Source organism: Blattabacterium sp. (Mastotermes darwiniensis) str. MADAR (assembly GCF_000233435.1).
Classification (GTDB): domain Bacteria; phylum Bacteroidota; class Bacteroidia; order Flavobacteriales; family Blattabacteriaceae; genus Blattabacterium.
This window is the reverse complement of sequence record NC_016146.1, coordinates 86,396-108,144: the sequence shown is the minus strand read 5'-3', so window position 1 is coordinate 108,144 and position 21,749 is coordinate 86,396. Positions and strand designations below refer to the sequence as shown.

Annotated in this window: 19 protein-coding genes, 2 tRNA genes and 1 pseudogene; 10 read left to right on the top strand and 12 right to left on the bottom strand. The window is 29.0% G+C overall.

Annotation, left to right across the window (positions count from 1 at the left end; all coding sequences use genetic code 11):
* Window positions 1-115 precede the first annotated feature (115 nt).
* Both ruvA and der read right to left on the bottom strand, forming a co-directional pair.
* The gene (gene ruvA / locus MADAR_RS00495) at window positions 116-715 is read right to left on the bottom strand and encodes a Holliday junction branch migration protein RuvA (RefSeq protein WP_014158579.1); all 600 of its coding nucleotides are present in this window, start codon (window positions 713-715) and stop codon (window positions 116-118) included.
* A 13-nt stretch (window positions 716-728) separates the two neighbouring features.
* A complete protein-coding gene (gene der, locus MADAR_RS00490) occupies window positions 729-2,036 on the bottom strand; it encodes a ribosome biogenesis GTPase Der (RefSeq protein ID WP_014158578.1) in 1,308 nt (435 codons plus the stop codon).
* A gap of 72 nt (window positions 2,037-2,108) precedes the next feature.
* Between der and trmD the strand changes: the two genes are divergently transcribed.
* The 3 genes from trmD (at window position 2,109) to MADAR_RS00475 (ending at window position 5,667) form a co-directional block, all read left to right on the top strand.
* On the top strand, window positions 2,109-2,738 hold the full coding sequence (gene trmD / locus MADAR_RS00485) for a tRNA (guanosine(37)-N1)-methyltransferase TrmD (RefSeq protein ID WP_014158577.1): 630 nt from the start codon (window positions 2,109-2,111) through the stop codon (window positions 2,736-2,738).
* Between the two features lie 110 nt (window positions 2,739-2,848).
* Complete coding sequence (gyrB, locus tag MADAR_RS00480; RefSeq protein ID WP_014158576.1) at window positions 2,849-4,780, top strand: DNA topoisomerase (ATP-hydrolyzing) subunit B; 1,932 nt, start codon at window positions 2,849-2,851, stop codon at window positions 4,778-4,780.
* A 35-nt stretch (window positions 4,781-4,815) separates the two neighbouring features.
* Window positions 4,816-5,667 carry an undecaprenyl-diphosphate phosphatase gene (locus tag MADAR_RS00475; protein WP_014158575.1) on the top strand — a complete coding sequence of 284 codons (852 nt, stop codon included), beginning with the start codon at window positions 4,816-4,818 and terminating at the stop codon, window positions 5,665-5,667.
* 14 nt (window positions 5,668-5,681) lie between these two features.
* Here MADAR_RS00475 and rpsP read toward each other — a convergent pair whose 3' ends face one another.
* Entirely contained in the window at window positions 5,682-6,014 is a 333-nt protein-coding gene (gene rpsP / locus MADAR_RS00470) for a 30S ribosomal protein S16 (protein ID WP_041177984.1), read from the bottom strand.
* A 114-nt stretch (window positions 6,015-6,128) separates the two neighbouring features.
* Between rpsP and MADAR_RS00465 the strand changes: the two genes are divergently transcribed.
* The 4 genes and pseudogenes from MADAR_RS00465 to MADAR_RS00450 all read left to right on the top strand — a co-directional run bounded on the left by MADAR_RS00465 (window position 6,129) and on the right by MADAR_RS00450 (window position 8,867).
* A tRNA-Gln gene (locus MADAR_RS00465) sits at window positions 6,129-6,199 on the top strand.
* 43 nt (window positions 6,200-6,242) lie between these two features.
* Window positions 6,243-7,652 carry a cation:dicarboxylate symporter family transporter gene (locus tag MADAR_RS00460; protein ID WP_041177983.1) on the top strand — a complete coding sequence of 470 codons (1,410 nt, stop codon included), beginning with the start codon at window positions 6,243-6,245 and terminating at the stop codon, window positions 7,650-7,652.
* Window positions 7,653-7,686: 34 nt separating this feature from the next.
* Window positions 7,687-8,753 (top strand): annotated as a pseudogene (locus tag MADAR_RS00455) (diphosphomevalonate/mevalonate 3,5-bisphosphate decarboxylase family protein).
* A gap of 39 nt (window positions 8,754-8,792) precedes the next feature.
* Window positions 8,793-8,867 (top strand) — tRNA-His (locus MADAR_RS00450).
* Between the two features lie 7 nt (window positions 8,868-8,874).
* On the opposite strand, the gene MADAR_RS00445 is transcribed toward MADAR_RS00450, so the two are convergent.
* Complete coding sequence (locus MADAR_RS00445) at window positions 8,875-10,065, bottom strand: pyridoxal phosphate-dependent aminotransferase (protein ID WP_014158572.1); 1,191 nt, start codon at window positions 10,063-10,065, stop codon at window positions 8,875-8,877.
* A 57-nt stretch (window positions 10,066-10,122) separates the two neighbouring features.
* Here MADAR_RS00445 and rsmG point away from each other — a divergent pair, with 57 nt between their 5' ends.
* Together rsmG and MADAR_RS00435 are read left to right on the top strand one after the other, a co-directional pair.
* Window positions 10,123-10,743: a 16S rRNA (guanine(527)-N(7))-methyltransferase RsmG gene (gene rsmG, locus MADAR_RS00440; protein WP_041178018.1), complete on the top strand. Its 621-nt coding sequence runs from the start codon at window positions 10,123-10,125 to the stop codon at window positions 10,741-10,743.
* Window positions 10,744-10,748: 5 nt separating this feature from the next.
* Window positions 10,749-11,708, top strand: coding sequence for an amidohydrolase family protein (locus MADAR_RS00435; protein WP_041178017.1), 960 nt, complete (start codon window positions 10,749-10,751; stop codon window positions 11,706-11,708).
* Between the two features lie 2 nt (window positions 11,709-11,710).
* Here the strand turns inward: MADAR_RS00435 and lysS are convergent, their stop codons facing one another.
* The gene (gene lysS, locus MADAR_RS00430; RefSeq protein ID WP_014158569.1) at window positions 11,711-13,213 is read right to left on the bottom strand and encodes a lysine--tRNA ligase; all 1,503 of its coding nucleotides are present in this window, start codon (window positions 13,211-13,213) and stop codon (window positions 11,711-11,713) included.
* 104 nt (window positions 13,214-13,317) lie between these two features.
* Here lysS and lipB point away from each other — a divergent pair, with 104 nt between their 5' ends.
* Entirely contained in the window at window positions 13,318-14,022 is a 705-nt protein-coding gene (gene lipB / locus MADAR_RS00425; RefSeq protein WP_014158568.1) for a lipoyl(octanoyl) transferase LipB, read from the top strand.
* On the opposite strand, the gene mtaB is transcribed toward lipB, so the two are convergent.
* The 7 genes from mtaB to MADAR_RS00390 form a co-directional block, all read right to left on the bottom strand.
* On the bottom strand, window positions 14,006-15,331 hold the full coding sequence (gene mtaB / locus MADAR_RS00420) for a tRNA (N(6)-L-threonylcarbamoyladenosine(37)-C(2))-methylthiotransferase MtaB (RefSeq protein ID WP_014158567.1): 1,326 nt from the start codon (window positions 15,329-15,331) through the stop codon (window positions 14,006-14,008). The two genes, lipB and mtaB, sit on opposite strands and share 17 nt — an antisense overlap.
* 10 nt (window positions 15,332-15,341) lie before the next feature.
* On the bottom strand, window positions 15,342-15,968 hold the full coding sequence (locus tag MADAR_RS00415; protein ID WP_014158566.1) for a peroxiredoxin: 627 nt from the start codon (window positions 15,966-15,968) through the stop codon (window positions 15,342-15,344).
* A gap of 71 nt (window positions 15,969-16,039) precedes the next feature.
* Complete coding sequence (dnaG, locus tag MADAR_RS00410) at window positions 16,040-17,857, bottom strand: DNA primase (RefSeq protein WP_014158565.1); 1,818 nt, start codon at window positions 17,855-17,857, stop codon at window positions 16,040-16,042.
* A gap of 21 nt (window positions 17,858-17,878) precedes the next feature.
* Window positions 17,879-18,535 carry a ribulose-phosphate 3-epimerase gene (gene rpe / locus MADAR_RS00405; RefSeq protein ID WP_014158564.1) on the bottom strand — a complete coding sequence of 219 codons (657 nt, stop codon included), beginning with the start codon at window positions 18,533-18,535 and terminating at the stop codon, window positions 17,879-17,881.
* A 17-nt stretch (window positions 18,536-18,552) separates the two neighbouring features.
* Window positions 18,553-19,356 (bottom strand): enoyl-ACP reductase, encoded by an 804-nt coding sequence (locus MADAR_RS00400; RefSeq protein ID WP_014158563.1) that lies wholly within the window; start codon window positions 19,354-19,356, stop codon window positions 18,553-18,555.
* 33 nt (window positions 19,357-19,389) lie between these two features.
* On the bottom strand, window positions 19,390-20,643 hold the full coding sequence (metK, locus tag MADAR_RS00395; RefSeq protein WP_014158562.1) for a methionine adenosyltransferase: 1,254 nt from the start codon (window positions 20,641-20,643) through the stop codon (window positions 19,390-19,392).
* Between the two features lie 15 nt (window positions 20,644-20,658).
* Window positions 20,659-21,747, bottom strand: coding sequence for a bifunctional 3-deoxy-7-phosphoheptulonate synthase/chorismate mutase type II (locus MADAR_RS00390; protein ID WP_014158561.1), 1,089 nt, complete (start codon window positions 21,745-21,747; stop codon window positions 20,659-20,661).
* Window positions 21,748-21,749: the final 2 nt, after the last annotated feature.

The following is a 21,749-nucleotide window of genomic DNA, read 5'->3' as shown; positions in this document are numbered from 1 at the left end:
GGTAAGTATTAATTAATAAATTTCACGAAAAAAACAAAAGTATATTATTTGGTTTGTTTTTTTTCAATAAAAGCAATTTGATATTATCAAAAATTGTCAATAATTTTTGACTATTTTACAATTTTTTCAAAGATTCTTTGATTAGATTTTCCACAGTAAATTCTGGATTATTATCTAAAATATCTTCTAATACTTTTTTAGATTCTTTAGGAGAAAAACCTAGAACAATCAAAGCACTTAAAGCTTCCTTTCTTATTACAGAAGGAGTATTCATTTTTACGTTTTTTTCTTTTTTAGGAATAATTCCTTTAGGAATTTTATCTTTAAGTTCTATTATAATTCTATGAGCCGTTTTTATTCCGATTCCTTTAACTCTGTTAAATGCTTCTATATCTTCTTCTGATATAGATTTTTCTATTTCATATGGAGTTAAGGAAGACAATAAGGTTATAGCAGAACTCGGTCCTATCCCATTCACAGATATCAAATGAGAAAATATTTTTCTTTCTCTCCTATCAAAAAAACCATATAGAACATGTTGGTTTTCCTTTATAAAAAGATAAGTATAGATATATATATCTTCTCCTTCTTTTTCTACCAATAAAGAAGAATAAGTGTAAGAGGATATATGAATGTAATAACCGATTCCATTACAATCTATTATTAAATAAGATTTATTTTTTTCAATTAACTTTCCTCTTAGATGTGTTATCACTTAATATAGAAAGTTATTTTTTTCTAAAAAAAATTCTTATAGGAACTCCTCTGAAATCGAAGTAATAACGAATTTTATTTTCGATAAATCTTTTATAAGATTCTTTTATATACTGAGGATAATTAGAAAAAAAAATAAATTTAGGTGTAGATGTAGGCAACTGAGTACAATATTTTATTTTAATCAACTTTTTTTTATAAGTAGGAGGATTTATTTTAAAAATGGGTAACATCACTCTATTCAATAAATTCGTTTTTAATTTTTTTTTACGTATTTTAAAAATATGATAAGCTATGGGGATAATTTTATTTATCCCCTCCTTATTTTTAGCCGATACAAAAAGTATAGGAACATTATCAAATGGGGCAATATTTTTTCGAATAAAAATTTCGAAATTTTTCTTCCTGGAACAGTTTACATGTAATAAATCCCATTTATTAATAATAATTATTATTCCTTTCTGATTTTTTTCAACTAATCTAAAAATATTCCTGTCTTGCGATTCCCATCCACGAACAGCATCAACCATCAAAAGACAGATATCTGTGTATTCAATTGTTTTAACCGTCCTCATAGTAGAATAAAAATCTATACTTTCACTTATTTTTGATCTCTTTCTTACTCCAGGTGTATCGACTAAAATACATCGATATCCAAATTTTTGGTAGAAAACATCTAGACTATCTCTAGTTGTTCCAGAAATATTTGTTACAATATGATGATTTTTTTCTAAAAAGGAATTGATCAATGTGGATTTCCCTACATTGGGACGTCCGATAACCGAAAAACGTGGAAAATAACCTTTTTCCATTATTTTTTTTTCTTCTAATTCCTTCAATATTTCTACCAATCCATCCAACATGTCTCCAGTTCCACTCCCATTTATAGCGGAAATAAAATAATAATTACTAAATCCTAAACGAAAAAAATCTGTATTATGATACATGTATGTTCCGTTATCTACTTTATTCACGATCAATAGAATTGATTTTTGATACTTTCTTAGTATTTGAGAAATTTCTATCTCTACATCGAGTAAGCCTATTTTCATATCGATCAAAAACAAAATTACATCAGATTCTTTTACAGCTATTAAAATTTGTTTCCTAATTTCTGTATCCAGAATATCCATCTTATTATTATATCCTCCTGTATCTACTACAGAAAAAGTAACTCCATTCCATTCAGAATTTCCATAAATACGATCCCTTGTTACTCCACTTTTAACATGTACTATAGCTTTTCTTTTTCCTACAAGACGGTTAAACAATGTCGATTTTCCTACATTGGGACGTCCTACTATGGAGACTAAATAACTCATTTTAAAAAATTATTATATTAACAAAGGTAGAATTTTTTCACTATTTTACGTTAAATATTAATTCAAAAAAAAATGCGTATAGATATTGTTAGCGTAGCTCCTGAAATACTAAAGGGGACCTTGTATAATTTTCTCATTAAAAGAGCTATATATAAAGGAATTATGGAGATTTATATTCATGATTTACGAGATTATGGTTTAGGAATATGTAAGAAAGTGGACGATTATCCTTATGGAGGGGGATCCGGAATGGTTATTCGAATAGAACCTGTATATAGGTGTTTTCACAAACTATTCTCAGAAAGAAATTACGATGAAAAAATTTTCATGACTCCTGATGGTAATATTTTTTCACAAAAGGATGCTAAAGAATTAACTTACAAAAAAAATATTCTTATTCTTTGTGGTCGTTATAAAGGAATTGATCAGAGAATTAGAGATCACTTAATTTCCAAAGAAATATCTATCGGACCTTATATTTTATCTGGGGGAGAACTAGCGGCAGCTGTTGTAGTAGATGCTATAACCAGATTGTTACCTGGAGTACTTAATAATCCAGATTCCATGATGACGGATTCGCTTCAAAGAGGTTCTATTTACACTCGTCCGGTAATTTATAAAGGGTTATCCGTTCCAAAAATACTTTTATCTGGACATCATCAAAAAATAAAAGAGTGGATCCGTAAACAATCCAATCCATAAGAAGAAATACAATATGGTCCTATGGTCCCATAAATTAATCGTTCTATATTTTCACTTTTTTATATCTATCTTTATCGATCGATACAAAACAAAATAAAAAAATTAGGATTATGAGGAAAAGTGAAACAAAAGATTATACGGCAGATAGTATACAATCTTTAGAAGGAATAGAACACATAAGGATTAGACCTTCTATGTATATTGGAGACGTAGGAATTAGAGGATTACATCATTTGGCTTACGAAGTGATAGATAATTCCGTAGATGAATCCTTAGCCGGTTTTTGTGATAAAATATGGGTAACAATTCACAAGGATGGATTTATTACAGTTCTTGACAATGGTCGTGGAATTCCAATAGATATTCATAAAAAAGAAGGTAAATCAGCTCTTGAAGTAGTAATGACTAAAATTGGAGCAGGAGGAAAATTCGATAAAAACTCCTATAAAGTTTCTGGAGGATTGCATGGAGTAGGGATATCCTGCGTAAATGCCTTATCCAGAACTCTTATAGTCACCATTTATCGTAATGGAAAAGTTTACCAACAGGAATATTTTAAAGGAAAAGCTCTTTATGATGTAAAATGTTTAGGAAGAACCAATAATAAAGGAACAAAAATCCATTATTTGGCTGATCATTCTATTTTTAGTTCTATCACATATGATTATGACATATTATCCAAACGTTTGAAAGAATTATCTTTTCTAAATAAAGGATTACACTTGTTTTTAAAAGATGAAAGGAATAAAAAGAAGGAATATTTTTCCTCTAAAAATGGATTAAAAGAATACCTTTCTATTTTGGATAAAAATAAAGATACATTAACCAAAAACATTATTTCCATTGAAGGAGAGAGAGAAAGTACCATTGTAGAAATAGCGATGCAATACAATACTTCTTTCAAAGAAAAAATTTATTCTTATGTTAATAATATCCATACTTATGATGGAGGGACTCATATATCTGGATTTCGAAGAGCTTTAACAAGAACGTTAAAGAAATACGCGGATGTATATGGTTCATTATCCAATAAAGATAAAAAAATAGAATTAACAGGAGATGATTTCCGAGAAGGAATTACAGCTATTATTTCTGTCAGGGTGATGGAACCTCAATTTGAAGGACAAACTAAAACAAAATTAAGCAATCACGAAGTAGGAGGAGTTGTAGAAAAAATAGTTGGGGAAAGATTGAATATTTATTTAGAAGAACATCCTAGTGATAGAAAAAAAATTATAGAAAAAGTGATCTTATCCGCTAAAGCTCGTCAAGCTGCTAAAAAAGCAAGAGAATTTATACAAAAAAATAATCCAATCCACAATAGTTTTTTACCTGGAAAATTAGCGGACTGTTCCTTCAATAAACCAGAAGATTGCGAAATCTATTTGGTAGAAGGAGATTCTGCAGGTGGAACTGCTAAACAAGGTAGAGATAGAAAATTTCAAGCCATCTTGCCTCTGCGAGGTAAGATACTAAATGTAGAAAAGGCCGTTCAGTATAAAATATTTGAAAATGAGGAAATAAGAAATATATTTACCTCCTTAGGGGTTTCTATTGAAACTGAAAACAATCAAAATAATTTAAATATCAAAAAACTTAGATATAATAAAATTATTATTATGACAGATGCGGATATAGATGGTAGTCATATTTCTACTTTGATTTTGACATTGTTTTTTCGTTATATGAAACCATTAATAGAAAAAGGACACATTTATATTGCTACCCCTCCACTTTATTTAATCCGAAAAGGAAATCGTTTTCAATATTATGCTTGGAGTGATCAGGAAAGAGAAAATATTCTTCACCAATTAGGGGGTAGGAAAAATGTAAATGTACAACGTTACAAAGGATTAGGAGAAATGAATGCAGAACAACTTTGGGATACTACTATGAATCCAAAAAAAAGAACCTTACGAAAAGTGAATATAGAAAACCTTTCGAAAGCTGATAAAATATTTTCCATTCTTATGGGAGATGAAGTTCCTCCACGTAGAAATTTCATAGAAAAAAATGCAATACATGCAAAAATTGATGTTTAGAATATTTTTTATCCATCGTGTAAAACAATTTTTTAATGAATTATATTCAGTCAATCCTATTAGGTATTATTGAAGGGATTACAGAATTTTTTCCTATTTCTTCTACAGGACATATGATCCTTGCATCTTCCTTAATGGGAATACTGAATAAAAGGATAACAAAATTATTCCTAATATCGGTTCAACTTGGAGCTGTTTTTTCGGTTGTTCTTTTATATAGAAAAAAGTTTTTTTTTCAAAAATTGGATTTTTATTTAAAAATTTTTATAGCTAGTTTTCCCATAGGATTGTTTGGTTTTTTCTTCAACAGTAGAATAACTTTTTTTTTAGAAAATCCACTTATTGTAGCTATTTCTCTTCTTATAGGAGGACTAGTTATTTTGAAAGCAGAAAATTATTATGAAAAAAATTTTTCTAAAAAAAAGAATCATAATCTTACTTATTTTAAAGCTTTTATTATTGGATTATTTCAATGTCTTTCTCTAATTCCAGGAGTATCTAGAAGTGCTGCTACTATAACATCTTGTATGCTTCAAAATATTGAAAGAAAAAAAGCTATTGAATTTTCCTTTTTTTTATCTATTCCGGTTATTGTAATTGCTACATGTAAAAAATTAATGGAACATTACTTCCCCTCAATTTATTTAAGTTTTTCCTTATTTGATTTCCGTATAGGTTTTCTTTTTTCAAAAGAACTTATTTTGCAAGAAATAGGATTATTATTGATTGGAAATATAATAGCTTTTATTACAGGAATCATATCCATAAAATGTTTTATGTCCTATATAGAAAGAAAGAATTTTAAACTATTCGGATATTATAGAATTATTTTGGGATTTTTCTTTATTGTTATACATTATTTGGTTAAACCAATTGGAAATGATTAAAACGGTCCATACTACTAATTTTTCTTTTTCCAAAGATGGAATTTTTGATGTGCTTCTTCATCCCTTAATACTCCTTTTTTAACTCCTTCTAATAAATGTTTTTTGAGGTACACTCCATTTCTTCTAAAAATAGATTTCACTGTATCTGTAGGTTGTGCTCCTTTTATCAACCATGATACAGAATTTTCTATTCTTAGTACAGTTGAAGGAGGATCCGTATGAGGATTATAAGTTCCTATTTTTTCAATAAATTTTCCATTTCTTGGAGAACGGGAATCGGCTACTACTATATGGTAAATAGGCCTATGTTTTTTTCCAATTCTTTTTAATCGTATTTTAACAGACATAATTTTGATGAATGAATTACAATTACGGTAAATATAAAATATATATGGATAATTCGTTGCACGCATCCGGATTAATGTTTTTGAAAAAAAATGGTATATATTTACATTTTTCATAGACCCGTTGTGTAACGGTAGCACAGCAGATTTTGGTTCTGTTAGTTGGGGTTCGAGTCCTCACGGGTCTGTCACCGAATTATCCTTTTTTTTTAGGTTGGATTTTATTACAAAATGAATATTGGAATGAAAATAAAAAAAAAAAAAATTTTACTAATAGCATTTTTAAGTTTTTTTGCATATGTGGTCATACACTTATCCAAAAATTTTTTGGGATTAAATCCATTGACTCTTTGTCTATTAAGATGTGTTGTCATCTCTATTTTCATATTTTATTCCTTTTTGAAAAAGGACTTAACGACTTGGATATTGTTATCCATTATCATAGGAATAGAATTCGGAATAGATCAACCGAAAATAGCTATGGAAATGAGATTCTTATCTCAAATATTTTTGAGGCTTATCAAAACTATTATAGCTCCAATATTATTTTCCACTTTAGTAGTTGGCATAGCAAGTCACTCCAATATTAAACAATTAGGGAATATGGGATGGAAATCCCTATTATATTTTGAAATAGTTACAACTTTAGCCTTATTCATTGGTCTTATTGCTATTAATGTATCCCAAGCTGGAGTAGGAATTGTTATGCCTTCAGGAATAACAGGAAACCAATTGCCAAAAGTAGAAAGTAAAACTTGGCAAGATACCATACTTCACGTTTTTCCAGAAAATTTCATTAAATCTATATATCATGGAGAGGTATTACCTATTGTAGTTTTTTCCGTAATTTTTGGAATATCTATGGTATTCTTGGATAAAAAAAAACGTATACCAATATTGATATTGGCAGAGAGCCTTTCAGAGATCATGTTTAAATTTACCAAAATAATCATGTATTTTGCTCCTATAGGGGTTGGATCTGCTATAGCTTATACAGTAGGACATATGGGGTTGGATATATTATATAATCTTTTTCAATTGTTATTGACGCTTTATATCGCTTTGTTTCTATTTTTAATACTGGTTTTACTTCCCATACTCTTATGGATTAAAGTTCCTTTGAAAGGATTTGTAAAAGCCTTAATGGAACCTGTATCATTAGCGTTTGCCACTACAAGTTCAGAATCCGCTTTACCTCTTCTTATGGAGAATTTAGAAAAATTAGGAGTTCCTAGAAAAATTATTGCTTTTGTGATTCCTACTGGTTACAGTTTTAACTTAGATGGGACTACTCTTTATTTATCTTTAGCTACTATTTTTGTAGCACAAGCTTCTGGAATTCCTTTAAGTTTTAGTCAACAAATATTTATAGGTTTAACTTTAATTTTAACTAGTAAAGGGGTTGCTGGTGTTCCTAGAGCTTCTTTAGTAATTCTTTTAGCTACTGTAGCTTCTTTTGGTTTACCTAACTGGCCTATATTAGCCATTATAGGAATAGATGAATTAATGGATATGGCTCGTACTACCGTAAATGTTATAGGAAATGGATTAGCTAGTTGTGTGATTGCTCGTTCTGAAGGAGAATTTGATGATAAAAAAATGTTAAATTATATAGGAAAAAAACGTGAGAATAATGATTGATGAATTTAATAAGTATTTTTTTATTACGTAAATTTTGAGAAGTAATTGTTTTTTTTATAAAAAAGATCAAAACGATTTTATCGTTTCAAACGGAGTAATAACAAAAAAAAGTCCTTCTAATATAGCTCTAATAAAATATTGGGGGAAGCAGAAAAATAGGATTCAAATTCCATTGAATTCGTCTATTAGTTATTCTCTAGAAAATGTTTACACGATAACAAAAGTTATTTATTCTCTTGGAGAAAGAAAAAAAAAAGATCTATAAGGATTTTTTTTTCCGGAAAAGAAAAAACTAGTTTCCTTCCAAAAATATTGGAATTTTTTCATAGAATATCATTGTATTGTTCTTATATTCGATATTTTAATTTTGTTATAGAAACCGAGAATACTTTTCCACATAGTAGTGGAATTGCTTCTTCAGCTTCCTCCATGAGTGCTTTAGCTTTGTGTATCATGGAAATAGAAAAAAAACTAGATTCTTCTTTAAAAAAAGATTTTTTTTTAAGAAAAGCTTCTTTTTTAGCCAGATTAGGATCTGGAAGTGCTTGTAGATCTATATACCCTGGACTTGTAGTTTGGGGTAGACATAAATCCATAAAAGGCAGCAATAATCTTTATGCAATTCCCTATCCCTATAAAGTTCACCCTATTTTTACAAGTATTATAGATACTATTTTGGTAATAGATGAAGAACCTAAACCAATTTTGAGTTCAAAAGGACATCAGTTAATGAATAACCATCCTTATGCTAAGGATAGATTAAAATGTGCTAATAGAAATATGGAAAGACTAATATCTATATTGAAAATGGGGGATTTAAAAAATTTTGGAGAATTAATAGAACATGAAGCTTTGACTCTTCATGCTCTGATTATGACCTCTAATCCATATTTTTTATGGATGAAACCAAATACACTTCATGTACTTTATAAAGTATGGGATTTTAGAAGAAAAAGCAAAAGCAATATCTATTTTACACTAGATGCAGGATCCAATGTTCACCTTTTATATCCTATACAAGAAAGAGGATCCATCAGAAGATGGATCTATAGGGATCTTTTCTCTTATTGTAAAAAAATTATAGAAAGTTTTTGTCAATAAATTAATCGATTGTCTATATTTGTTAGAAAGAAGGAAATGGTGGACGTAGCTCAGTTGGTTTAGAGCATCAGATTGTGGTTCTGAGGGTCGCCGGTTCGAATCCGGTCGTCCACCCAAAAAATTAATTCAATACTTTTTTTATTCTTGTAAAGGCTTCTATAATTTTATCTTCTGTGGAAGCATAAGAAATACGTAAACATTCATCATTTCCAAAAGAACTTCCACTAACAGTGGCAACTTTAGCTTTATCAAGTAAAAATGAAGATAAATCTTCTGAATTATGGATAATTCTTCCATAAAATTTTTTTCCAAAAAGATCTGAAACCTTTGGAAATATATAAAAAGCTCCATTTGGCTTATTAGTTTTAATTCCAGGAATTTCCTTTATCATATCCAAAACTAAATTTCTCCTTTTTTTAAACTCCTTGATCATATATTCTATTTCAATTGGGGAAGCTTTTAATGCGGAAATAGCTGCACGTTGTGCGATAGAATTAGCACAAGAAGTCATTTGCCCCTGTATTTTATCACAAGACCTAGCAATCCATTCTGGAGCTCCAATATATCCAATTCTCCATCCTGTCATAGAGAAAGCTTTAGACAATCCATTGAGTGTAATGACTCTATGATGAATATCAGGAAAAACAGCAATACTAGTATGTTTTTCAGAATAACAGATATGTTCATAAATCTCATCAGAAAGAATAATTACTTTTGGATGTTTTTTTAAAATTTCTACTAAATCTTTTAATTCTTTATAGGAGTAAACACTTCCTGTAGGATTGCATGGGGTATTAAAAATAAATAATTTTGTTTTTTGGGTAATAGCTTCTTCTAATTGTTTTTTATGAATTTTAAAATTGTTTGTTATAGTTGTAGGAATGATAACAGGAGTCGCTTCACACAATTTAACCATTTGATAATAACTAACCCAATATGGAGAGGGAATGATAACTTCATCATTTTTATCCAGTAAAGATAAAAGAACATTCATAATAGATTGTTTCCCTCCAGTAGAAATTACAATCTGAGAAGGAAAATATTTCAACCCATTATCACGATAAAATTTTTTGCATATTATTTCTCTAAGTTCTAAATATCCGGAAACTGGAGTATAGTAATGATATCCTTCATCAATAGCCTTTTTTGCAGCATTCAAAACGAAATAAGGTGGGGAAAAGTTAGGTTCCCCTACACTTAAGTTAATGATGTCTTCTCCTTTATTTTTTAATTCTCTAGCTTTACTAGACATAGCTAAAGTTTGCGAAAAAGATATATTTTGTATCCGTTTGGATAATAATCTATTTTTCATAGATAGAAAATTTGAAATGATGGCAAATCTAAATAAATTTGATTATAAATTATGATTATGGAATTAATTAAAAAGTATTTTCCAGATTTATTGGATCAACAAATCAATAAATTGTCTTTATTGAAAGATTTGTATGCCTATTGGAATTCTTATGTAAATATTATTTCTAGAAGAAAATTATACAATTTTTATCAACAACATGTTCTTTTTTGTTTAGGAATTGCTAAAGTATTTTCTTTTTTTCCTGGATCGTGTGTTATGGATTTAGGAACGGGAGGTGGTTTTCCAGGAATACCTTTATCTATAATTTTTCCTCATACAGAATTTATATTAGTTGATTCCATTAGTAAAAAAATTAACATTGTAGAAAAAATTATCCATAATCTACAATTAAAAAATGCGCATGCTATTTGTATACGTGCAGAAAAATTAGAATATAGATTTGATTTCGTTGTCAGCAGATATGTAGCAAAAATAGAAAAAATACATAATTGGATAAAAAATAAATTTAGATGCAAATCTAACTGTAAAATTAAGAATGGATCCTTATATATAAAAGGAGGAGATCTTTCTGATGAATTAAAAAAATTCCCTCACGCGGTAGAATATCCTCTAAGAAATTATTTTCAAGAATCATTTTTTATAACTAAAAAAGTTATTTGGATTTCCAATATTTAAAAGTTATGAATCCTAAAAAAATTATTATAGAAAAAGTCAAACAAAAAGGAGGATGGGTGAATGCTCATGCACACTTGGATAGAGCTTATACTCTAACCAACAAGAATTTTAAATACTCTTATTATTCTCTTAAAAAAAAATGGTATTTAGTTGATGAAATGAAACGTTTAGCTACAGAAGAGGACATTTATATTCGTATGGAAAAAGCTTTGGAATACTTCTTAAGGCAAGGAACACAAGCATTATGTACTTTTATTGATGTGGATGAAATTATTGAAGATAGGGCATTAAAAGCGGCTAAAAAATTGAGAAATAATTATGGTCGTTCTATTCATCTACGTTTCGCCAATCAAGTTCTTAAAGGAGTTTTGGATAAAAAATCGAAATATTGGTTGGATCAATCAGTGGAATTTGTAGATATTATTGGAGGATTACCCGCTAAGGATTATGGAAGAGAAGATGAACATATCGATATTTTACTAAAAATAGCTAAAAAAGAGGGAAAGTTAGTACATGTACATGTGGATCAATTTAATACCAATGAAGAAAAAGAAACTGAAAAACTAGCGAAAAAAACTATTGAATATGGGATGCAAGGAAAAGTAGTCGCGATACATAGTATTTCTTTAGCAGCACATGATAGAAAATATCGTTATGAAATATACCAATTAATGAAAAGAGCTCATTTAATGGTAATATCTTGTCCTATTGCTTGGATTGATCACACTAGAAGTGAACGTTTTACTCCTAGCCATAATTCCATTACTCCAGTGGATGAAATGGTTTCTGAAGGAATTATAGTAGCTTTTGGAACCGATAATATCTGTGATATATACAAACCTTTTTCTGATGGAAATCTTTGGATAGAATTGCGTGTTATGTTAGAAGCTTGTCATTATTATGACATCGACCATTTGGTGGAAATTTCTACGAAAAATGGATTAAAAGTATTAGGAGTCAAATAATCTTATTCTCTATTTTCTGGACGCATTTGCGGAAAAAATAAGACTTCCTGAATAGAATTTTTTTGTGTCAGTAACATCACTAATCTATCTATTCCAATTCCAATACCTGCAGTAGGAGGCATTCCAAATTCTAAAGCACGTATAAAATCTTGATCAATAAACATAGATTCATCTGTATTTTTTTCTGATATTTGTTTTCGAAAACGATCAAGTTGATCTATAGGATCATTAAGTTCTGAATAAGCATTAGCAATTTCTTGTCCATTGATAATAAGTTCAAAACGTTCTGATAAATTTTTTTTATGACGATGTCTTTTAGTTAAAGGACTCATTTCTACAGGATAATCAATAATGAAAGTCGGATTTTTATAATGTTTTTTGCATTTTTCTTCAAAAATGTTCTCAATCATTTTAGATTTGTTCATTTTTCTATTTTCCACTATATGCAATTTTTTACAAATTTTTCTTAATCCTTCCTCTTCCATATCTTTGATATCCAATCCAGTATTTTTTTTAATGGCCTCAAAAATAGGGATTCTAGGGAACGGAGTTTGAAAGCTAATCCAATTGTTTTTTTTTTCTATATTATATTCATTTTGTACTTTTTTGTAAATACACTTCATAAGTTCTTCTGTGAATTTCATCATCCAATAATAATCTTTGTAAGCAACATAAAGTTCTAGCACAGTAAATTCTGGATTATGAAGACGATCCATTCCTTCATTTCTAAAATTCTTAGAAAATTCATAGACTCCATGAAAACCACCAATTATTAGTCTTTTCAAATAAAGTTCATTAGCAATACGCAAATATAATGGAATTCCAAGTGAATTATGATAGGTTATAAAAGGACGAGCTATAGCTCCACCAGGAATGGATTGTAGAATAGGAGTGTCTACTTCTAGATAACCTTTATGGTCTAAAAAATTTCTAATTTCTCGTATTATACGAGTTCTTTTTAAAAAGATTTCTTTCACATGATCATTCACAATAAGATCTACATAACGCATACGATAACGTTGTTCTGTATTAGAAAAGGCATCATATATTTTTTTATTTTTATCCACTTTTACTTGTGGTAATGGACGTAAAGATTTAGACAGTAAAGTTAATCTATGAACATGGATAGTAATTTCATCCATCTTTGTCTTAAATAAAAAACCTTTAACTCCAATAATATCTCCTATATCTATAAGTTTCTTTAAAAGAATATTGTAGGAATCCTCTTTCCCCATTTTTTCTGAGTAAAAATGATTCTTATTAAAGTATATTTGTATACGTCCAGTATGGTCTTTAATTTCTCCAAAAGATGCTTTTCCTAAAATTCGCAAACGTATTAAACGTCCAGCTATACTGATGGTTTCTTTCTCTATAAAATTTTTTTGTATATCAACAATGGTGTTGGTAATGCAATACTCCTCTGTTGGATAAGGATTGATTCCTAATAGTCTTAGTTGATTTAGTTTTTTTCTACGTATAATTTGTTGTTCGGATAAGTTAGGCATAAAACTCTTTTTATTCAGAAGCGTAGTAAAAACAAAATACGAAGGTACATTTGTTTTTTTTATTATATTCTTATTTGAAAGAAATTTTTCAAAAATAAAAAACTATGAGAAAAAAAATCCTCTTCTTCGAGGACTTAGGAAAAAAAGAATATAAAGAAACTTGGAAATATCAGAAAATATTATTTGATGATATCATACAAAAAAAAGTAAATGATAGACTTTCTCAAAAAATAGCAGGATATTTGCTATTTGTGGAACATCCCCATGTATATACCATAGGAAAAAATGGGAAATATAAACATTTATTAGTTTCATCGGTTTTTTTAAAAAAAATAAAGGCTACATTTTATCAAACAGATAGAGGTGGAGATATCACTTACCATGGTCCTGGACAATTAGTTGTATATCCAATTTTAAATATGGATTATTTCTTTACGGATATCCATAAATACCTACGTCTTTTAGAAGAAGTGATTATCCATTTTTTATTAAAAAATTATGAAATAAAAGGAAAACGAGAAAAAGGACAAACAGGAGTTTGGTTAAAGGGAAAAAAAGGTAAATCTAGAAAAATATGTTCTATAGGAATTAGAATGAGTCGTTGGGTAACTATGCATGGATTTGCTCTAAATGTAAACACAGATTTACGGTATTTCGATTATATCATTCCTTGTGGTATTTTAAATAAAGAAGTAACTTCTTTAAAGAAAGAATTAAACAATAAGATATCTTTTTCAGAAGTTAAACATCTAGTAAAAAGATCTTTTCAAGAAATTTTTGATGTAGAATTCATTAAAGAAAAGGTTTAGCAATCATTACCCCATCTTTATCTAATTTAGTTAGAAATACCTCTTGTAAAGTGTTTCTAAATATAGGATTCGAAAATATCTTTGTTCTAATATAATTTTCAGTATATCCATACAAATACTCATTATTTATAGAATTTTTCTCAAACAAAACAGTTTTTTTAGTAAAAATTTGTCTTTCACAAAAAGAACTATATTTTTGTTTGGAAAGTCCTCTTAATATTTTGTTACGTTTCCATTGTATTTTTTTAGAAACCTTTTCCTGTTGTAGGTATATAGATGTTGTATTCGGTCTTTGAGAATAAGAGAATATGTGTAGAGAAGAAATCTCTAATTTTTTCAAAAAATGATAAGTTTCTAAAAAATGTCTATGCGTTTCTCCAGGAAATCCAACAATAATATCTGAACCTATATAAGCATCTGGAATAAAATATCGGATTATTTTCACTTTTTCTTGATAAAGTTCTCGTCCATAACGTCTCTGCATTTTTTTCAATATGTAGTTACTTCCAGATTGTAAAGGTATATGAAAATGAGGAACAAAATGTTTGCTTTTCGATAAAAATTCTATACATTCTTCTCTCAATAAATTAGGTTCTATTGAGGATAAACGGATTCTTCCTTTTTCTTTTATTTGATCTATAGCCTGTATCAAATCGAAAAATGTATAGGAACGACGTTCATGATTTCCGTATATTTTCTTTCCATAGTCTCCAATATTTATTCCAGTCAATACTATTTCTTTAACCCCTTTATTAAAAAGAAACTTTATTTGTTTCAAAACATTTTCTATACTCTCGGAACGAGAGTATCCTCTTGCCATTGGAATAATACAATAACTACACTTGTAATCACATCCATCTTGGATTTTAAAAAAAGAACGAGTTCTATCCCCAATAGAATACGATGAGAAATAAGAATAATATGTATTTCTTGAAATAATTTTTGCAGGATATCTTTTTAATAAAAATACTCGATCTATATAATCGGTTATTTGAAATTTTTCTTCATAACCTAATACAAGATCTACACCACGAATATAAGAAACTTCTTTAGGATTAAGTTGTGCATAACATCCTATCGCAATAATAAAAGCTTTTGCATTTTTACTCAGAAAAAGACGTACCATGTACTTAAATTCAGTATCTGCCTTTTTTGTTACAGAACAACTATTGATCACATATATATCTGAACAACTATTGAAAGAAACATGTTCATAATTTAAATTCGAAAATTTCCTTGCTATCGTAGAAGTTTCTGCATAATTTAGTTTGCATCCAAGGGTATAAAAAGCTACTTTTTTTTTTCCCATTTTTATGAAGTTAAGAGGAAAAATAATCTAACAGTCCACAATGACTTGCCTTCATAGCTTTTTTCCCTTTTGTCCAATTTGCTGGGCAAACTTCTCCACTTTTTTCATAGTACTGAAGAGCGTCTACCATACGAATAGCTTCATCGACATTTCTTCCTAAAGGAAAGTCATTAATTAAAATATGTCGTATAAACCCTTTTTTGTCTATTAAAAATAATCCTCTATAAGCAATAATTTCTCCCGTAGCTTTTAATTCTTCATTATTTAAAATCCAATTTCCAGATAAAACTCCATAGTTGTGGGATATTGTTTTATTTATATCAGAAACGATAGGATAAGTTACCCCGTATATTCCACCTTTCTCTTTTGGTATTTGTAACCAAGCCCAGTGAGATTGTTCCGTATCTGTAGATATAGCAATGATTTGTACATTTCTTGATTCAAAATCTTTACTTCTTTCTTGAAATGCGTATATCTCTGTGGGACAAACAAAAGTAAAATCCTTAGGATAGAAAAAAAGCAATACATACTTACTCCCCTTAAACTGTCCCAAAGTAAAATTGGGAACAATGTCTTTTCCATTCAATACAGCGTTAGCCGTAAAATTAGGCGCCTTTTTTGCAATTAATGTATTCATTTTTTCAATTTTTTATATGCACGAATTTACCAAAATTATTATAAGAATCAAAAATAAAAAAAGAATTTCATTTATACATATCGATGTAACTTTTTATTGATTTCATTTTTTAAACTTGTTAAATGCATTATTTTTTTTATAAAAAATTTATTATCCTCCCTATTTTTTTTAAAATTATTGATCTCTTGTTGAATCAATTTCAAAAAATATTGGGACTTATATCTCAATAAAAGATCCATAAGATATCTATCTATGTTTGCATTTTTGGATGGAACTTCAATTCCTTTTCTATTCCATTGGGATAATGAATATAATTTTTTCTTTTTTTCAAAAAATTTACATTTTTCTATGGTTTTTTTTTGTAACCATATTTTATCAAATATTTTTTGATGATAATTCAAAGAAAAACGTAAATTGTGACATTGAAAAGTATGGAATATTTCTTCGTAAACCGTAGTGTAGTATCCTTCTTTTTTTATTATCTTATCCCCATAGAATAAAATTAATTGTATCAATTTTTTTTCAAGTATAAGAAGATAATTTATGTTTTTTTTTTCTAAAGAAATCTTCTTTTCCTTATTATAAAAAGTTTTTTTACTTATCTTTCCCAATTCATAAATTAGAATTTCTTGACGTATTTTTAGTTTTTTAGAAGCTTCTTGCAGGTATAATTCTCTTTGAATAAGATTGGATATTTTTGAAATACTATTCAGAATATTCCAAACTAAAAATGATTTTTTAATTGGATCATCTTGGTGGAATTTTTCATATATTTTTTGTTTGAAAGAAACAAAATTATAACTGTTGTTGACTAAAAAATCTCTCAATTGAGAAGAAGAATATTTTTTGGACAAGATATCTGGATCTTCTCCATTATGAATAAATACTAAACGTAGGTTTATTTCTTGTTCTAAAATCATATTTATTCCTCTTAAAGAAGCTCTAATTCCGGAAATATCCCCATCATAAAAAAGAATAATATTTTTCGTAAATTTCTTGATCAATAGTATTTGATCTATAGTGAGTGAAGTTCCAGAAGAGGAGACAACATTTTTTATACCAGATTGATGTAAAGAAAGTACATCTGCATACCCTTCTACTAAATAACAAAGATTTTCTTTCAAAATCGTTGTTTTAGCTTGAAAAAACCCATACAAGATTTTACTTTTCTGAAAAATATCATTCTCAGATGAATTTAGATATTTAGTTGAACGGGAATAGCTACTGATAGACCTCCCACCAAATCCTAGAACTATTCCTGATAGATTATGTATTGGAAAAATTACACGTTGACGAAAACAATCAAAATTATTGGATTGTTTGAATCCAGTAAGACCAGATTTTTTTAAATCACGTATTTGAAATCCTTTTTTCAAAGCTTTTTTGGTGAATGAATTACAAGAATAAGGTGCATAACCTAATTCAAATTTATGAATCGTTGTTATATCAAAATTTCTTTGTTTCATCAAATAGTTCAACCCTTTTTCTTTCCCTTCTTTTGTAAAATGCAATTGTTCAATGAAAAAACATTTTGCATAATCCTGTATTAAGTATAAATTTTGATCATGATTAATTTTCCTAATGGTTGAATTTACTTCATATTCATGAATCTTTATATCATACTTTTTAGCTAGATAATGTAAGGATTCTACATAAGAAAAATTTTCGTGCTCCATTAAAAATGTAATAATATTCCCCCCTTTTCCAGAACTGAAATCTTTCCATATTTTTTTTGTAGGAGAAACTATCAGAGAAGGTGTTTTTTCATTAGAAAATGGACTAAGACCTCTATAATTGAGACCACTTTTTTTCAAAGAAACAAAATCTCCTATAACTTCTTCTATACAGGAAGCAGAAAATATTCGTTTTATAGTTTCTTTGGAAATCATATAAGACAAAAATTACGGATTTTAATTGTTGCCTAGTTTCATTCTATGAATAATTGTTTTTGGGTTTTTATTAGAAAAAATGGTAGTTCCTGCTACCAATATGTCTGCTCCATTTTTGAATAATAAAGAAGCATTTTCTAAATTTATACCTCCATCTACTTCGATAAGTGCAGAAGAATGTTTTTTTAAGATTAAATCCTTAGTATCTTCTATTTTTTGATAGGTTCTACTAATAAATTTTTGTCCGCTAAAACCAGGATTTACACTCATTAGCAAAACAAAATCTATATCTTGAATAATATCTTGTAAAAGACAAACTGGAGTGTGAGGATTTACTGCTACCCCCACTTTCATTCCATATTTTTTAATGGAAAAAATGGTTTTGTTTAAATGAATACAAGCTTCATAATGAATATGCAAATGATCGGCTCCACAACCTTTTAATTGTTCTATATATCGTTCTGGTTGCAAAATCATTAAATGTACATCCATAGGTTTATGGGCATATTTTTTTACATATTTTATAAACAAAGTTCCAAAAGAAATATTAGAAACAAAAGAGGAATCCATAATATCAATATGGAACCAATCCGCTTCACTTTCATTCAGCATTTCTATATCCCGATACAAAAATGCCAAATTTGCTGAAAGTAAGGATGGAGCAATAATTTTTTTCATATTTTATTTTTTAAAGATCATGAAATCATTGGTTCAATAATAATTCCCGTCTTAGAAAAACCTCCATCATGATACAAATTTTGCATCGTTACTTTTCTTGTAAAATCCGAAAAAAGTGTAATTATATAGTTGGCACAATCTTGTGCGGAGGCATTCCCTAAAGGGGATATTTTTTCTGAAAAAATAAAAAATTGATCGAATCCTTTGATTGACTTTGCGGACTTTGTCATACTAGGAGATTGTGAAACCGTATTAACTCTGACTTTTTTTTTTATTCCCCAATGATAACCAAAATTACGTGTTATACTCTCCAGATAGGATTTATAATCCGACATATCTCCATAATGAGGAAAACTTCGTTGAGAAGCCACATAGGTTATAGCAACAATAGATCCCCATTTATTCATCGCATTTTTATTCCAAGCAGTTTGCATAATCTTATGATAGGATACAGAAGAGATTTCCCATCCCTTTCTCAAAAAATCATAATTAAGAGAGGTATAAGGGTTTCCTTTTCGAATATTGATGGACATAGCTATGGAATGCAAGATAAAATCGATCTTTCCTCCAAAATGATCCAAAGTTTTATCAAACAAAATATTAAGATCTACGATAGAAGTAGCATCTGCAGGAATAACCATAGATTCTGTTTGATGAGATAATTCATGAATTTTTCCCATCCTTAAAGAGGCAGGAGTATTGGTTAAAATAAAAGACGCTTTTTCTTCATAAGCACGTTCTGCTACCTTCCAAGCAATAGAATTTTCATCCAAAGCTCCAAATATAATTCCTTTTTTCCCCTTCAATAGATTGTAAGACATAGTCAAAAATTTAACAAAAATACCTATTTTTAATTAAATGTTAAAAACATCTTTTATGATAGATAAATAATCCAATTTTTCCCATGTAAAAAGTTCTACTTCTTGTTTTTTTTGATTCCCTTCTATATCCGAAAAATACTTCCATACTTTTCTTGGATTTTTACCCATATGGCCATATACAGCCGTCTCCTCATATATTGGTTGACGTAATTTCAATCTTTTTGTTATAGCGTAAGGACGTAAATCAAAAATTTGCTTTATTTTTACTACAATATCTTCATCAAGAAGTTCTTTTTTAGAAGTTCCATAGGTATTCACAAAAATACTCATCGGTTCTGCTACACCCACCGCATAGGCTATTTGGATCAATAATTCATCTGCGACTCCTGCCGCAACAAGATTTTTTGCAATATGCCTAGCCGCATAAGCTCCAGATCTATCCACTTTAGAAGGATCTTTTCCAGAAAATGCACCTCCTCCATGAGCCCCTCTTCCTCCATAAGTATCCACTATAATTTTTCTTCCGGTAAGTCCAGTATCTCCATGAGGTCCTCCAGTAACAAATTTCCCTGTAGTATTGATGTAATATTTCGTTCTATCAGTAAATAATTTTTTTATGTCTTTCGATAAGATATTCTTTACCCTTGGAATCAAAATATTTTGAATATCGTAAACGATACGATCATGCATTTTTTCTTTTGTGTCGAATTCATCATGTTGAGTGGATATCACGATAGCGTGAATATGTATAGGGACATGTTGATCCGAATATTCTAAAGTAACTTGAGATTTTGCGTCTGGACGTAAATAAGGCATTTCTTCTCCTTCATTTCGTATGAATGAAAGTTCCTTTAATAGATGATGAGACATTTCTAATGATAAAGGCATATAATTTTCCGTTTCCTTAATCGCATAACCAAATACAATTCCTTGATCCCCAGATCCTTGGGTATATTTATTGTTACTTTTTATCCCCAGTAATAAATCCTTAGACTGTTCTTGAATAGAAGAAATGACTCCACAAGAATCGGCATTGAATCCATATTCATTTTTGGTATATCCAATTTTTCGAAGGATATCACGAGCTATTTTATGAACATTTACCCATGTTTTAGAGTTTACTTCTCCAGCTAATACAATTTGTCCCGTGGTGACTAAAGTTTCTATAGCTACTTTTGCTTCTGAATCATAAGCCAAAAAGTGATCCAATATAGCGTCCGATATCTGATCCGATATTTTATCAGGGTGTCCTTCTGAAACAGATTCGCTGGTGAATAAGTAAGGCATTTTTTTTTCTCTATGCTATATCCTATTTTGAATATTAATAGATTCTTTATGCAATAGGTTGAAAAATCCTTCAAGGATATCTTCCGAAATTCCTAATTTTTTACCAAATTTTAGATTTTTATTCAAAATAAAATTCCATCTATTTGGTTGTAAAACAGATATATTGTATGTTTTCTTTAAAGTCCCTAATTTTTTGGAAATTTTCATTCTTTCTGCTAGAAGAGCAATAATATTTTCATCTATTTCATCAATTAATATTCTTAAAGAATCTAAATCCTTTTGATTTTTAGATTTTATATTATCATCATTATTGGAATCTTTCAACTTTTTTAACATTTCCAAAAGTTTTTCCGGAGTGATTTGTTGTTGAGCATCACTCCAAGCATGATCCGGATCACAATGACTTTCTATCATCCATCCATCATATTTAAAGAAGTGATAAGCTGTTTTCGCTATTTCAAAAATACCTGTTTTATTTCCGCAAATATGTGAAGGATCACAGATCACTGGAATTCTAGGAAGAATACTCCTAAAATTTAATAATAGATTCCAATTAGGTTGATTACGGTATTTAGAGGTTTTATAAATGTAAAAACCACGATGGATTACCCCTAATTTTCTAACTCCTTTTCTAAATAAACGTTCTAAAGCTCCTATCCATAATTCTATATCAGGATGTATAGGGTTTTTCACCAAAACAATTTTATCCTCTTTTCCTTCTAAAGAATCCGCTATCTCTTGAACAGTGAATGGACTTGCAGTACTTCTTGCTCCTATCCAAAGCACATCTATATCAAAGGACAACGCCAACTTCACATGTTCTGCATTGGCTATCTCTGTAGCTACCATTAATCCTGTATTTTTCTTTACATTTTTTAGCCATTGAAGTCCATCCTTTCCAATTCCTTCAAAATTATTTGGTTTAGTTCTAGGTTTCCATATTCCTGCTCTAAAAACCTGTACATAGGAAGTATTCAACCTTATAGCTGTTTCCTTTATTTGTTGTTCGCTCTCTGCACTACAAGGCCCCGATATGGTTATAGGTTGATCCAATTTTTCAATCCAAGATCTGTCTATACTATTATTCAGAATATCTTTTTCCATCA